Source organism: Bradyrhizobium sp. USDA 4486 (genome assembly GCF_054057995.1).
On record NZ_JBSRZV010000001.1, the window covers coordinates 6,097,556 to 6,112,498 of the forward strand.

10 protein-coding genes are annotated in these 14,943 nt (G+C 63.9%); 6 read left to right on the forward strand and 4 right to left on the reverse strand.

Annotation, left to right across the window (positions count from 1 at the left end; translation table 11 throughout):
• Nucleotides 1–35: 35 nt before the first annotated feature.
• Together ACVWY3_RS28790 and ACVWY3_RS28795 are read right to left on the reverse strand one after the other, a co-directional pair.
• A complete protein-coding gene (locus ACVWY3_RS28790) occupies nt 36–1,190 on the reverse strand; it encodes an acyl-CoA dehydrogenase family protein (RefSeq protein WP_456841491.1) in 1,155 nt (384 codons plus the stop codon).
• A gap of 117 nt (nt 1,191–1,307) precedes the next feature.
• Complete coding sequence (locus ACVWY3_RS28795; RefSeq protein ID WP_456841492.1) at nt 1,308–2,444, reverse strand: acyl-CoA dehydrogenase family protein; 1,137 nt, start codon at nt 2,442–2,444, stop codon at nt 1,308–1,310.
• Between the two features lie 265 nt (nt 2,445–2,709).
• Between ACVWY3_RS28795 and ACVWY3_RS28800 the strand changes: the two genes are divergently transcribed.
• On the forward strand, nt 2,710–4,260 hold the full coding sequence (locus ACVWY3_RS28800; RefSeq protein ID WP_456841493.1) for an acyl-CoA synthetase: 1,551 nt from the start codon (nt 2,710–2,712) through the stop codon (nt 4,258–4,260).
• A gap of 75 nt (nt 4,261–4,335) precedes the next feature.
• Nucleotides 4,336–5,559 (forward strand): ABC transporter substrate-binding protein, encoded by a 1,224-nt coding sequence (locus ACVWY3_RS28805; protein WP_456841494.1) that lies wholly within the window; start codon nt 4,336–4,338, stop codon nt 5,557–5,559.
• Between the two features lie 186 nt (nt 5,560–5,745).
• Here the strand turns inward: ACVWY3_RS28805 and ACVWY3_RS28810 are convergent, their stop codons facing one another.
• A complete protein-coding gene (locus ACVWY3_RS28810; RefSeq protein ID WP_456841495.1) occupies nt 5,746–6,516 on the reverse strand; it encodes a helix-turn-helix transcriptional regulator in 771 nt (256 codons plus the stop codon).
• A 185-nt stretch (nt 6,517–6,701) separates the two neighbouring features.
• Here ACVWY3_RS28810 and ACVWY3_RS28815 point away from each other — a divergent pair, with 185 nt between their 5' ends.
• The 4 genes from ACVWY3_RS28815 (at nt 6,702) to ACVWY3_RS28830 (ending at nt 12,900) form a co-directional block, all read left to right on the forward strand.
• Nucleotides 6,702–8,966: a marine proteobacterial sortase target protein gene (locus tag ACVWY3_RS28815; RefSeq protein WP_456841496.1), complete on the forward strand. Its 2,265-nt coding sequence runs from the start codon at nt 6,702–6,704 to the stop codon at nt 8,964–8,966.
• Between the two features lie 94 nt (nt 8,967–9,060).
• Nucleotides 9,061–9,630, forward strand: a complete 570-nt coding sequence (locus tag ACVWY3_RS28820) for a class GN sortase (protein ID WP_456841497.1) — start codon at nt 9,061–9,063, stop codon at nt 9,628–9,630.
• Between the two features lie 143 nt (nt 9,631–9,773).
• A complete protein-coding gene (locus tag ACVWY3_RS28825; protein ID WP_456841498.1) occupies nt 9,774–11,990 on the forward strand; it encodes an acetate--CoA ligase family protein in 2,217 nt (738 codons plus the stop codon).
• Between the two features lie 88 nt (nt 11,991–12,078).
• On the forward strand, nt 12,079–12,900 hold the full coding sequence (locus ACVWY3_RS28830; RefSeq protein ID WP_456841499.1) for an MlaD family protein: 822 nt from the start codon (nt 12,079–12,081) through the stop codon (nt 12,898–12,900).
• Nucleotides 12,901–13,343: 443 nt separating this feature from the next.
• On the opposite strand, the gene ACVWY3_RS28835 is transcribed toward ACVWY3_RS28830, so the two are convergent.
• Complete coding sequence (locus ACVWY3_RS28835) at nt 13,344–14,846, reverse strand: flavin-containing monooxygenase (protein ID WP_456841500.1); 1,503 nt, start codon at nt 14,844–14,846, stop codon at nt 13,344–13,346.
• Nucleotides 14,847–14,943: the final 97 nt, after the last annotated feature.

A 14,943-nucleotide genomic window follows, 5' to 3' on the forward strand; every position in this document is an offset into this window, starting at 1 on the left:
TGTGAAGCGGTTTTCCGACAAGATCATGCTCAAACTCAATGACTTCCCGGCAGCGTGCCCATCATCTTGCACAGCACCATCAGCATCACCTCGTCGGCGCCGCCGCCGATCGAGGTCAGGCGGCTGTCGCGATAGGCACGGCTGACCGGCGTTTCGTTGGTAAAGCCCATTCCGCCCCAATATTGCAAGCAGGCATCAGTGAGCTCGCGGCTGAGCCGGCCGGCTTTCAGCTTGGCCATGGTCGCAAGCCGCGTCACATCTTCGCCGGCGACCAGCTGCTCGGCGGCGCGATAGATCAGCGCGCGCAGCAGCTCGACCTCGGTCTGCATCTCCGCAAGCTTGAAATGGACGACCTGATTATCGAGGATCGACTTCCCGAAGGCCTTGCGATTGCGCGTGTACCCGATGGTCTGATCGATAATGTATTCGTGCGCCTTCAAACAGGCCGCCGCGCCCCACAGCCGCTCCTCCTGGAACTGGATCATCTGGTAGGTAAAACCCTTGCCCTCCTCACCGATCCGGTTGCGCTTGGGCACGCGGACATTGTCGAAAAAGATCTGCGCGGTGTCCGACGAGCGCATTCCCATCTTGTCGAGCTTGCGGGCAACCGTGACGCCCTTGCTCTTCATGGGAACGCAGATCAGCGACTTGTTGCGGTGAACGGGTCCATCGCCGGTGTTGGCGAGCAGGCAGATCCAGTCCGCCTGGGTGCCGTTGGTGATCCACATCTTGCCGCCATCGATGACGTAGTCGTCGCCATCGGAGCGCGCATTGGTCTTGATTGAAGCGACGTCGGAGCCCGCGCCGGGCTCGGAGACGCCGATGCAGGCGACGTAATCGCCTGATATCGATGGGCTGAGGAATTCGCGCCGCACCTCGTCCGAGCCGAACCGCGCCAGCGCCGGCGTTGCCATGTCGGTCTGCACCCCGATCGCCATCGGCACGCCGCCGCAGGTGATTGCGCCAAGCTCCTCCGCCATCATCACTGCATAGGAATAGTCGAGGCCCGAGCCGCCGAACTCGACCGGCTTGTTCAGCCCGAGGAAGCCGAGGCTGCCCATCTTCTTGAACAGCTCATGCGCCGGGAAGATGTCGGCCTTCTCCCATTCATCGACATGAGGATTGATCTCGTGCGCGATAAATTTTTGCAAGGAGCGGCGAATGTCGTCGTGGTCGGCGGTGAATAGCATTTTTTCCCTTTTGTCATTCCGGGGCGCGCATAGCGCGAACCCGGAATCCAGAGATGAGTCCTATAATATCCAGATTCCGGGTTCGACGCTTCGCCTCGCCCCGGAATGACGGTGAGTTCACAACCCCATCTGCCGCGACGCCAGATCCTTCATGATCTCCTCGGTGCCGCCGCCGATGGCGTTGACCTTGACCTCGCGGTAGATCCGCTCGGCCTTGATGCCGCGCATGAAGCCAGCGCCGCCGAAGATCTGCACGGCTTCCGAGGCGCAGAACGCCATGGTCTGGGTCGCCTGGTTCTTCATCATGCAGATCTCGGCGACCGGGCTCTCGCCCTGCTCCAGCCGCCAGGCCAACATCTCCAGCATCGCCTGGCTTGCCGCAACCTTCTGTGCCATGTCGACGATCTTGTGGCGGATGACCTGGTGCTGGGCGAGCGGCTTGCCGAAGGTCTTGCGCTCCTTGGCGTAGGCGATCGCCTCGTCGAGACAGACGCGGGCGAAGGCGGTGCAACTCGCCGCCATGCCCATCCGCTCGCTGTTGAAGTTTTGCATGATGATCTTGAAGCCCTGGCCCTCCTCGCCGATCAGGTTCTCGGCCGGCACCCGGCACGCGTCGAAATGCAGCGTAGCGGTGTCGGAGGCCCACCAGCCCATCTTCTTCAGCTTGGTGCGCGACAGGCCGGGCGTATCGCCCTCGACCAGGAGCAGGCTGACGCCGCCCGCGCCCTCGCCGCCGGTGCGCACCGCAACGGTCAGATAGTCGGCGCGTACGCCTGACGTGATGAAAGTCTTCTCGCCGCTCACGACGTAGTGATCCCCGTCGCGCCGCGCCCGGGTGCGGAGGTTCGCGACATCAGAGCCGCCGCCCGGCTCGGTGATCGCGAGCGCGGAGATCTTCTCGCCGGCCAGCACCTGCGGCAGCACCCTCGCCTTCACCTCGGGCCGCGCGGCCCGCGCGATCGGCGGCGCGCCGATGGTGTGGCTCATCAGGCTGGCGCTGACGCCGCCGGCCCCGGCGCGCGCCAATTCCTGGCTCGCGACGATCTTCATGAACTGGTCGGCGGCGATCCCGCCATATTCCTCGGGGAAACCGAGCCCAAGAAGGCCGATCTCGGCCGCCTTGCGATAGAGCGTACGGGGGAATTCGCCGGCCTCGTCCCATTCATGGGCGAACGGGGCGACCTCCTTCTCGACGAAGCGGCGCATGACCTCGCGGAAGGCGTCGTGCTCGGCGGTATAGAACGGACTCTTCATCACAACTCTCGCCCTGCTGGCGGATTCGGCTCATTCACCATGGCCGGAACATTTGCCGTTCACTTGCGCAGAGTGGCTGACCGGAGGAACCGCTCCACCGCACCCATGGCCTAGCAACTCAACGCAAGACGATTTTCACCCCTCGCAGGCCAACTCCGGATCAAAAAAGACTGCTGCACAGACTCCGGCTGGCCCCAGGCCATGCCGGGCATGGTGCACGGAACCAGCGACGCGAGGCGGCACAAGACCGCCCAGGGAGGGATTTTTGGCCGTTCGTTATTACGACTGGATCGCCCACCATGGCCGCCGCACGCCAAACAAGGTTGCGGTGATCGACCTCGCCAGCGAGCGCCGCTTCACCTATTCGCAGCTCGATGGCCGCGTCTCGCGCCTCGCTTCGTTCTTCCGTGACACGTTGAAGGTCTCGCGCGGCGATCGCGTCGCCGTGCTGGCAATGAACACGACCGATACGCTCGAGGTGCAGTTCGCCTGCGGCCGGCTCGGTGCCATCTTCGTGCCGCTCAACACCCGCCTCACCGTTCCCGAACTCCAGTTCATCACCGGTGACTGTGCGCCGAAGGTGATGATCCACGACACCGATCTGGCCGAAACCGCGCTCGCCGTCGCCAAGCTTTGCGGCGTCGCGACCAGCCTGCTGCTCGGCCCCGGCGGCGCCTACGAGGCCGGCATCGCCGCCGCAAAGCCGCTCGACCGCGCCGAGGAGGTCACGCTCGATGACGTCTCGACCATCATGTACACGTCGGGCACCACGGGGCATCCGAAAGGCGCGACTATCACCCATGGCATGACCTTCTGGAATTGCGTCAATCTCGGCGGCCCCGCCTGCATCGGGCCGTCTTCGGTGTTGCTCACCGTGCTGCCGCTGTTCCACACCGGTGGTCTCAATTGCTACACGAATCCGGTGCTGCATGCCGGCGGCACCGTGATGATCATGCGCGCCTTCGATCCCGGCACGGCGCTCGGCCTGATCAATGATCCCGCGCAGGGCATCAACGTGTTCTTCGGCGTGCCCGCGATCTACCAGTTCATGGCGCAGCATCCGGCCTTCGCAACGACCGACCTGTCCCGGCTGATCGTCGGCGGTGTCGGCGGCGCGCCGATGCCGGTGCCGCTCTTGAAAGTGTGGGAGGCGCGCGGCGTCGCGCTCCAGCAGGGCTACGGCATGACCGAGACCTCGCCGGCCGTGTTGGTGCTCGATCGCGAGGATGCGGCGCGCAAGGCGGGCTCCGCCGGCAAGCCCGTGCTGCACACTGAGGTGCGCATCGTGCGGCCCGACGGCAGCGATGCAGATGTCGGCGAGCTCGGTGAGCTCTGGGTGAAAGGCCCCAACATCACGCCCGGCTATTGGAACAGGCCGGAGGCCAACAAGACCTCCTTCACCGACGGCTGGCTGCACACGGGCGACGCAACACGCGTCGACGACGAAGGCTTCTACTACATCGTCGACCGTTGGAAGGACATGTACATCTCCGGCGGCGAGAACGTCTATCCGGCCGAGGTCGAGAACGTCCTGCATCAGCTTTCCGCGATCGCCGAAGCCGCGGTGATCGGCATTCCCGATGCGCAATGGGGCGAGGTGGGCCTTGCCATCATCGCGGTCAAACCGGGCCAGCGGCTGAGCGAAGCCGAGGTCTTCGCGCATTGCGCGGCGAACCTCGCGCGCTTCAAATGCCCGCGCCAGGTCCGCTTCGTCGATGCACTGCCGCGCAACGCCACCGGCAAGATCCACAAGCCGACCTTGCGCAAGGAATTCTCGGTGGCCTCCGAAGTCGACAAGAAAGCCGCCAATGCCTGACCGAAGCGCCCCTCGCGGGCGCTTTTATGTTTTGAAAGTGCCTGCTCCACCCCAAGAGACGTCGAAGGAATTTCCATGAAGAACAAGAAACTCTCCCTGCTCGCCGCGGCAACGGCCCTGACATTGCTCTCGGCTCACGGCGCTTACGCGCAGAAGAAATACGACACCGGCGTCACCGACACCGAGATCAAGATCGGCAATGTCGAGGCCTATTCCGGTCCCGCCTCCGCTTACGGCATCATCGGCAAGACCGAGGAAGCCTATTTCAAGATGGTCAACGACCAGGGCGGTATCAACGGCCGCAAGATCAACTGGATCTCCTATGACGACGGCTATTCGCCGCCGAAGACGGTGGAGCAGATCCGCAAGCTGATCGAGAGCGACGAGGTGTTTCTCGTGTTCAACGCGCTGGGCACGCCGACCCAGACCGCCGTGCAGAAATATCACAACGCCAAGAAAGTGCCACAGCTGTTCCTTGCCACCGGCGCCAGCAAGTGGAACGACCCGAAGAACTTTCCATGGACCATGGGCTTCCAGCCCAGCTACCGGGTCGAGGCCCAGATCTTCGCAAAATACATTCTGAAGGAGAAGCCGGACGCGAAAGTCGCGATCTTCTATGCCAATGACGATTTCGGCAAAGACTACCTCGCCGGCATCAAGGACATTTTCGGCGACAAGGCGTCGAAGCTGATCGTGGCCGAAGAGAGCTACGAGACCTCGGAGCCGTCGATCGACGCCCACATCGTCAAGCTCAAGGGCACCGGCGCCGATGTCTTCGTCAACATCGCGACCCCGAAATTCGCGGCTCAAGCCATCAAGAAGATCGCGGAGCTGGAGTGGAAGCCGATGCACCTGATGACCGACGTCTCGGTCTCGATCGGCGCGGTGATGAAGCCGGCAGGCCTCGAGGCCTCCGAAGGCGTGCTGTCGGCCGGCTATCTGAAGGATGCGTCGGATCCGCAATGGAAGGACGACGAGGGCATGAAGAGGTTCATGAGCTTCATCGACAAGTACATGCCGGGCGCCAACATCTCGGACGCCAATCTGGTCTACGCTTACGCTGCGGCCCAGACCATGGTGCAGGTGCTGAAGCAGTCGGGCGACAATCTGACCCGCGAGAACGTGATGAAGCAGGCCGCAAGCCTGAAGGACTTCGTGCCCGACACGCTGATCCCCGGCATCAAGATCAACACGTCCTCCACGGACTTCGCGCCGATCGAGCAGCTCAAGATGTGGCGGTTCAAGAAGGGCCAATGGGAGCTGTTCGGCGACATCATCAGCGCCGAAACGGGCGGCTAAAGCATGATCCGGAAAAGTGCGAAGCGCTTTTCCAGAAAGATCATGCGTGAACAACAACCTGAAGCGCGATGACTATTCATCCAGATCTCACCGCGCTTTAGGCTCCCATCACGGCGGCGGATGATGGCGCGTCGTTCGCCCTCGCCCGCCCGATGCGCAGCCGGTGCCGGACCTATTTCTTGCCAATCATACCGACAGAAACACTGCGAACGGCTCTTCCACCGTGCGCCGCAGATGCTTTCGGTACAATGCATGGTTGCCGTCGTCGGGACCGACCCGTCCCAGGGACGGCTTCGGGACGTTCCGGAGCGGCACGTAGGCGATCGGGGCCGCGACCGGCGTGAGCTGCGAGCCGGGGCCGGCGCGGAGCGTCGAGATGATGCCGTACATCTCGCCATTCACCGTCGGCCGCGACACCGTGATCACCCGGTGCTGACCGTGCTTGATGATGACGAGATAGATGAAGCCGGACTGATGCGGCACCGCGACCTCGCCGGTATGCTCATAGGCGGCATCGGTCCGCTCACCCTCGCGAAAAACCAAGGAGGAGATCTTCGGCTCCCAGACGATCTCGGTGCGATAGGCAAAGATCGCATTCTGGTCGCCGAACGACGGCCGCAGCGTGATGTAGACGTCCTCGAGCCAGGTCACCGCGCGATGCGCATAGGAGCCGAGGCTGTCGGGCGCGACATCGTTTGCGGCCGCGGGCGCCACCACGACGGCATTTTTGCGCAGGGAGACGCCCAGGGCCTGCTCCAGCCGCACGGTCGTCGCCAGCGTGAACGGCCGGCGACCGCCGAGCACCTTCTCCAGGGTCGACAGGCTGAGCTTGGCCTGCTCGGCCAGCGCCTGGCGGGAGATCCGGCGTCTCGCCAGCTCCTCGCGAATGGTCTCTGCGATCTCGCGGCTCTGCTCGTCCGAAAGCTGCCTGTCGTTGAGTTTGTCCTGCGTCTGCATCGTGGCCCTGCTCCAGGAGACCTATTCTAGCAGGGCGGACAAACCAGCACAAAACCGCACATGGCGACCCCGGCGGCGGCCGGGCCGGGCCGGCCGCGGCGGAAGATTGCCGATCATTCTGCTCGCGACATCAGCGCCTCCGGCAGATGCTTTGGGCCAGCGAACATGCTTCGGGAGCAGGCCAAATGGACACCTACGACACCGCCGACAGCGACGATCACCCCATGCTCGGCCGGTTGATCAAGCTCGGATTGTTTCTCCTCGTGCAGGGCATCGCGGTGATGCTGGTGGCCTTCGTGGCCCTGCTGGTGAGCTTTGAGCCCGGATGGTCGGCGACGACGCAGCAGGCCAGCTTGCTCCAACCTGGCGACGCCAAATCTGGCACGCTCCTGCTGAAGGAGGATGGCGCCTATAGCGAAGCGATCCGCCTCGGCACCGATGTCGACATCACGGTATCAGGTCCGACGCTGCGCGCCCGCATCACCCAAATCTTCCGCAACCCGACGAAGGATTGGGTGGAGGCGACCTATGTCTATCCGCTCGCGACCGGCGGCGCCGTCGATACGCTGAAGATGGTGGTCGGCGACCGCGTCATCCTCGGCGACATCAAGGAACGGCAGCAAGCTCGCATGATCTACGAGCAGGCGCGCCGCGCCGGCCAGAAGGCTGCGTTGACTGAGCTGGAGCGGCCGAACATCTTCACCAACTCGGTCGCCAATATCGGTCCCGGCGAAACCGTGCTGGTGCAGATCGAATATCAGGAGCCGGTGCACCAATCCGGCAACGAATATTCGTTGCGGCTGCCGCTGGTGGTCGCGCCGCGCTACAATCCGGCGCCGATCGTGCAGAGCGTCGACTTCCGACAGGACGGCTCGGGCTGGGGCGCGACCAGCTCGGATCCGGTGCCGGACCGCGAGCACATTTCGCCGCCCGTGCTGAATCCTGCGAACAATGCGCCGGTCAATCCGACCAGCATCACGGTGCGCCTGAAGGCCGGCTTCGCGCTCGGCGAGGTCAAAAGCCACCACCACCACGTCAAGGTCGAGGGCCCGGATACCAAGACGCGTGTCGTCACGCTCGCTGATGGTGCTGTGCCTGCCGACCGCGATTTCGAGCTGACCTGGAAGCCGGCCGCGGAGAAGGCACCCTCGGTTGGCCTGTTCCGTGAACGTGTCGGCGACGCCGATTATTTGCTCGCCTTCGTCACCCCGCCCAGCGCCGAGCAGGCAATGCAGAAACCACTGCCGCGCGAGGTCGTGTTCGTGATCGACAATTCCGGCTCGATGGGCGGCACCTCCATCGTTCAAGCCAAGGCGAGCCTGCTCTACGCGCTCGGCCGCCTCCAGCCCAATGACCGCTTCAACGTGATCCGCTTCGACGACACCATGGACGTGCTGTTCTCAACCTCTGTGCCGGCCGATCCCGCGCATCTCGGCGAAGCACTCGCCTTCGTGAATGGATTGCAGGCGCGCGGCGGCACCGAGATGGTGCCGGCCATGCGCGCCGCGCTGGCCGACAAGCTCGGCGACACCAACATGGTCCGCCAGGTCGTGTTCCTGACCGACGGCGCGATCGGCAACGAGCAGCAATTGTTCGAAACCATCGCGGCGATGCGCGGCCGCTCGCGCGTGTTCATGGTCGGCATCGGGTCCGCGCCCAACACCTATTTGATGACGCGCGCCGCCGAGCTCGGCCGTGGCGCCTTTACCCATATCGGCTCGGTGGAGCAGGTCGAGGAGCGCATGCGCGGCCTGTTCGCCAAGCTGGAGAATCCGGCCGTGACCGGCCTCAGCGCAAAATTCTCCGACGCCAAGGCCGATGTGACGCCGGCGATCATTCCCGACGTCTATCGCGACGAGCCGCTGGTGCTGGCGGCAAGACTCGACAAGCTCGCGGGCTCGCTCGAGATCAAGGGCCGTGTCGGCGACCGGCCGTGGTCGGTGACGCTGCCGCTGCAAAACGCCGCCGAAGGCAAGGGCCTGTCGAAGGTCTGGGCGAGGCGCAAGATCGGCGATGCCGAAGTCGCACGCACCCTGCGCGAGATGACGCCCGAAGACTCCGACAAGGCGATCCTCGCGCTGGCGCTCGAGCACCAGATCGTCACGCGCCTGACCAGCCTCGTTGCCGTCGACAAGACGCCGAGCCGTCCCGAAGGCGAGCCGCTCAAGCTGAGCGAGCTGCCGATCAACCTGCCGGCCGGCTGGGATTTCGAGAAGATCTTCGGCGAGCGTCCGCATCTGACGCCGACGCAGCTGCGCGAGCGCCACGCAGATGCGCGCAACCAGCCTTCGGCAAGGCGGCCGACCCCCGCCGCGCCCGATGCGATCCGCCTGCCCAAGACTGCAACCTCGGCCGAGCTGAAGATAATCGCAGGCTTCATCCTGATCATGCTCGCCCTGATCCTGTTCGTGTTCAACCGGCGTCGGCCCTTGCTCACCGACGCTGTTTGAGAGAGGAGCCCCCCGACCTCCTCTGTTAGCGCGCGCGGTCGCCCGTCCCGTAACCAACGGCCGCGCGCGCCTTTTTCTGACGCGCATGAAAACAATGCCCCGCCTCATCTCTCCCGTGGTCTTGGCGCTAATCGGCCTCATCCTGTTCGGCGACGGCGCCTACATCCACGCCAAGGCATGGCTCGCGCAGGTGCTGCTGGAGCGGGCGTTCGAGCGAAGCATTGCGGCGGGCCAGGCGGTGAAGCCCTGGTCGTGGGCCGACACCTGGCCGGTCGCGCGGATCGAGGTCAAACGGATCGGCGCCAGCGCCATCGTGTTGGAAGGCTCGAGCGGACAGGCTCTCGCTTTCGGACCCGGCCATATCCAGCACACGGCTGATGCGGGCGAGCGCGGGATTGCCGTCTATGCCGCGCATCGCGACACTCATTTTCGCTTCCTGCGCAATGTTGCGATGGATGACATCATCGATGTCACGCGCAGCGACGGCCAACATTTTCGCTATCGCGCAGATTCCTCGGCCGTGGTCCGTTTCGATGAATCGGGTATCGACGCGACGGCACAAGGATTCGAGCTCATTCTCGCAACCTGCTGGCCATTCGACGCAGTCACCTCCGGACCCGAGCGTTACATCCTGCATGCAACATTGATTGGAGCCGACAGATAGATCGCCCACCGGGCTGGCGACACGCACTGATACGAACTTCATTCCACCACACGGCATGAAACCCACATGGTTGCCACAGCGAAGGACTGGCCGTAGAACAGAGTGATGCGCCACCAAATAAGAACAACAGGTGAGGTCACGCCATGGAAGCCCATGTGTCTGCTGCGTCCGCATCCCGCCCATGGTCTCCGCCACCCGATGCAAGCGATGTCGTCAAAGGCATCCACGCCATGCTGCACCCGCACAACATCGTGCTGGTGGGCGCCACCGACAAGCCGGGCAATTACGCCGAACGCATCTGGAACAATCTGGTCAAATACGGCTTCGAGGGCGGGCTCTATCCGGTCAATGCCAAGCGCGAGACCATCTGGGGCGTGCCCTGCTACAAGGACTTTGCGAGCCTCCCGGAAAAGCCCGACCACGTGCTCGTGCTGGTGCCGGCGCGCTTTGCCGTGCAGGTGATCCGCGATGCGGCTGCGGCTGGCGCGCGCTCGGCCACCATCGTCACCTCGGGATTCAGCGAATTGCAGGATGCGGAGAGCCAGAAGCTCGCTTCTGAACTGCAGGCGGCCGTGCGCGAGACCGGCCTGGCGGTCACAGGCCCGAACTGCCTTGGTAATCTGAGCGCCGGCGAAAAGCTGTTCACCAATATCGACGACCGCATCGTCACCATGGAACAGGGCGCGGTGGCGATCGCCGGACAGTCCGGGGCGATCGTCATGGCGATCCGGCAGGCGCTGGAAGATCGCGGCGTCGGTGTCGGCTACATGGTGACGACAGGCAACGAGACCGGGCTCGAGACGCCGGATCTGATGCGCTATTTCGCCGAGGATCCGAGCATCAGGGTGATCGTCGTCTACCTCGAAGGCGTGCGCAACACCAAGGCGTTTCGCGATGCCTGCAAGGCGGCGCGTGCCGCCAGCAAGCCGGTGATCGCGCTCAAGCTCGGTTCGTCAGAGGGCGGCCGCGCCGCGGCGATGGCGCATACCGGCGCGCTTGCCGGCTCGATCGAGACCTTCGATGCCATTGCGACGCGCGAAGGCGTGATCCGGGTTGGCGGGCTCGACGAGCTGATCGAGACCACCGAATGCTTCGTCCACTCAGTCGTGCCCAAGGGCGACCGGCTCGCTGCGGTCACGCTATCCGGCGGCAAGCGCGGCATGCTGATCGACGCCTTCTATGCCGAGCGCCTGAACTTTGCTCCGCTCAGTCCACATGTCAGTGCGGAGCTGGCAAGAATGCTCGGGCCGGGATCGATCGTCGGCAACCCGCTCGACGCCGGCTTTGCCGCGGTGGTCGATCCCTCCGTCTACATGAAGTCGATCAAGCTGATGATCGATGATCCCGATATCGACATCGTCATCATCGATGCCGAGCTGCCCAAGGCGCCACACGAGCAGCGCGAGCGCAATTTGCGCATCGTCAACGAGATGGCGAGCCGGGCTTCGAAGCCCGTAATCTACATCAGCGCGATGTCGATCGGCTTCACCGAGTTCACCAAGGGCTTGCGCAAATCGCTGCCGCATCTCGCGGTGATGCAGGGCATGGACCGCGCGGTGACCGCGATCAAGTCGTTGCTCGCTTATTCGAAGCTGCGCAAGGAGGTGCCCGACATCGTCTCCAGCTCCAAGCCTGCCGCACGCGCGATGCTGGAGAAGGCGTTGAAAGCGGCGAACGGCGCCGCACTCGACGAGGTCGCCTCGAAGAAGCTGCTGAAGGCCTATGGCATCCCGATCTCCAAGGAAGCCATCGCGCAGACCGCGGCGGAGGCTGCGAAGATCGCGAAGCAAATCGGTTTTCCGGTCGTGGCGAAGGTCGTCAGCGCCGAGATCCTGCACAAATCCGACATCGGCGGCGTGGTGTTGAACCTCAACAGTGCAGCCGAGGTCAAGAAGGCCTTCGCCGACATTACTGCGCGGGTGGCGAAGCTGAAGGGCAAGCCGAAGCTCGACGGCATTTTGATCGCGCAGCAGGTTAAGGCAGACCTGGAGCTCGTGGTCGGCGCCTCGCTCGATGCCGAGATGGGACCTGTGGTGCTGTTCGGCACGGGCGGCATCGACATCGAGCTGATGAAGGACGTCGCGGTTGCCGGCGCGCCGCTGGACGAGGCCGAGGCGCGGCTGCTGATCGGCCGCACCAAGGCCGGCATCAAGATGCGCGGCTATCGCGGCAGGCCGGCCCTGCAGGAGGCTTCCGCGGTGAAGGCGCTGGTCGGACTGTCCAACCTGATCACGGATGCCGGCGACCGGATCGCCTCGATCGACATCAATCCGTTCCTGATCAATGCGAAGACGGGCGTGGCGGTAGATGCCCTGATTGTGCTGAACAATGCCGTGGCGAAACGCGCGGCCGGACACTGATGCCATTGGGCGGATTAGTCGTTAACCCGTCCCGCGTATCATTGCGGCCTTCTTCCAACCTCCTCGTTTTGGCCGTAAAATCTCCCGCATGGCACGCGCGAGCAATCTGGTCGTCGGAACCGCGACGCTGGCGGTGATCGCCGTGGCGTTCGGCGGCCTGCTGGGCGTGCAGAAATGGCGCACGATCCAGAGCCGCAGCCAGCTGCGCGTGGTGTTCGAGGGCGGTTCTGCCAGCGGCCTGCGCCGCGGCGGGCCGGTGAATTTCGACGGCGTGCCCGCGGGCCAGATCCTCTCGATCAAGCTGGACAGTCCGCGCCGGATCGTGGCGCTGGTGACGCTCGACAACACGGCGCCGATCCGCAAGGACACCGTCGCGGGCATCGAGTTCCAGGGCCTCACCGGCGTTGCCGCGATCTCGCTGATCGGAGGCGCGCCCTCCGCGCCGCCGGTGCCGCTGGACTCGGACGGCATTCCCGTGCTGACGGCCGATCTCAGCGATGCCGAATCCATCGTCGACACCCTGCACAGCGTCGACCGCACCATCGTGAGCAACGCCCCCGCGATCAAGGAGGGCCTGCGCACATTCGAGAGCACCACCGCCGACCTCCGCAGCAAGGGCGGCGAGATCGATGCCGTGATGGCCAAGGTCGACAGCGCCTTTGCGGGATTCGATAAAGCCGTCACCAAGATTGAGAGCGTGGTGCCCGGCTTCGCCGACGGCAAGGCCGACGAGCTGTTCGAGAAGGTGCAGGGATTGCGTGAGCTCGCGGACACCATGCGGAAGAAGTCGGCGAGCTACATCGAGGACGTCCGCCGCTCGCTGCTCGACATCAGCGAGGCCGCCAACAAGATGGCCGGCACCCCCATCGCGCCGCGCCCCCCGCGCCGGCCCGAGCAGCAGAAGCGGTGATTCCCCTTACCCTCCCCTGGAGGACGGCGCCATTCAGCGTGGTCTGCGATCCGTTGAAGAATTGCTGCGCGCCGGCGGGACTCGCCGCCGCCGCCGCGCTGAAGGCCAGAACGACCCAGAATGCCGCGCGAACTGCAGTTGCAGTCCGGCGCGTGCAATCCCGCCCGATCGATGGCAGCCCACCCACCCCCAGCGCCCTCAACGGCGCTCCCGGCGGCGCCGCCGGCAAATTAGGCGACCGGGTCCCTACGTGGAACTACGGAAGCGGCGGAATCGCCGGACGGCGCCACAACCGGAGTTCATTCAGCGGACCATGTTGCAACTACACCACGCTTTGCCGCGCAGAATGATCCATCCGCCCATGTGCAGCGTGTGCTATCCTGTTCCAGAGTTGACCGCCGTTCACATGAACGTCGACGGTGTGTGGCGCTCGCCAGCGCACCTCACCCGTACACAAATGCCTTGTCGTCCAGATTCGTCTTCGGAATCTCATCCTTCTCGGTCCAGTAATCCTGGCTGTGCTGCCATTCGGGCTTGTCGCCGCGCTTCGGCAGCAGGTTCATGTTGCGCATGATGTAGCCGGGGTTGAAGTTTTCCGGATCGATCCAGGGCAGGATCGGCATGTTGTGGTCTTCGGGGCGCAACCTCACCTCGACCTTCTTCGCACCCTTCGCCTTCATGTGGCCGAGTAGCCGGCAGACGAAATCGGCGACGAGATCGACGCGCAGCGTCCAGCTGGCGCGGAAATAGCCGAACACCCAGGCCATGTTCGGCACGCCCGTGAACATCATGCCACGATAGGTCACGGTCTCGCCGAATGCGAGTGGCTTGCCGTCGACCTCGAAGGCGATGTCGCCGAGCGCCGAAAGATTGAAGCCGGTCGCCGTGATGATGATATCGGCCTCGAGCAGCCTGCCAGACTTGAGCTGGATACCGTTCTCGACGAAGCACTCGATCTCGTCCGTGACGACGGACGCCTTGCCGCTGGCGATGCCCTTGAACAGATCGGCATCCGGCACGAAGGCGATGCGCTGGCGCCACGGCCGATAGCTCGGCGTGAAATGCGTCTCGACGTCGTAGTCGGGGCCGAGCACTGCGCTGATCTGGCCGATCAGCTCCTTCTTCACCTGCTCGGGCTTGGCGATGCAGAGCTTCGTGAACGCATCCTGTTCGAACAATATTTTGCGCCGGACGATCTCATGAATCCAGGTTTCGTCGACCTGAAGCCGGCGCAGCTCCTCGGCGATCTCGATGGCGTTGCGGCCCAGCCGGAAATAGGTCGGCGAGCGCTGCAGCATGGTGACATGCGCGCATGTGTCTGCGATGTTCGGCACCAGTGTCGCCGCGGTCGCACCCGAGCCGATCACGATCACTTTCTTGTTCGCGAGATCGATATCGTCAGGCCAGGTCTGCGGATGGACGATGCGGCCCTTGAAGCGATCCATGCCCTTCCATTCCGGCGTGTAGCCTTCCGAATGGCGATAATAGCCCTGGCACATCCAGAGGAAGTTTGCCGTGAAAGTCTTCGCCTCGCCGGTGTCCGTCGTCACCGCCTCGATGGTCCAGAGGTTTTGTTCGCTCGACCAACTCGCCGAGTTGATCTTGTGCTTGTAGCGGATATGCCGGGCGATATCGTTGTCGTCGATCACCTCTTTCATGTAGGTGAGGATTTCTTCCGCGGTCGCGATCGGCGGCCCGACCCAGGGCTTGAAGCTGTAGCCGAAGGTATGGAGATCGCTGTCGGAGCGAATGCCGGGATAGCGATGCGTCGACCAGGTGCCGCCGAACGTCGCCTGGGTTTCCAAGATGACGTAGCTCGTGTCCGGCAGCTGCTTGGTGATGTGATAGGCGCTGCCGATGCCGGAGATGCCGGCACCGACGATGAGCACGTCGAAATGTTCAGAAGCCTGTTTGGCGGTGGCGTGACTGCGAACAGCGACATTCATTGTTGCTTCTATGCCTTGTCTTTTTCAGGCCGCCTTATTGGCGGCGCGTTTCCTCCGCGACGGGCATGGTCGCCCATCGCGCTTCCCTCGCAAAATG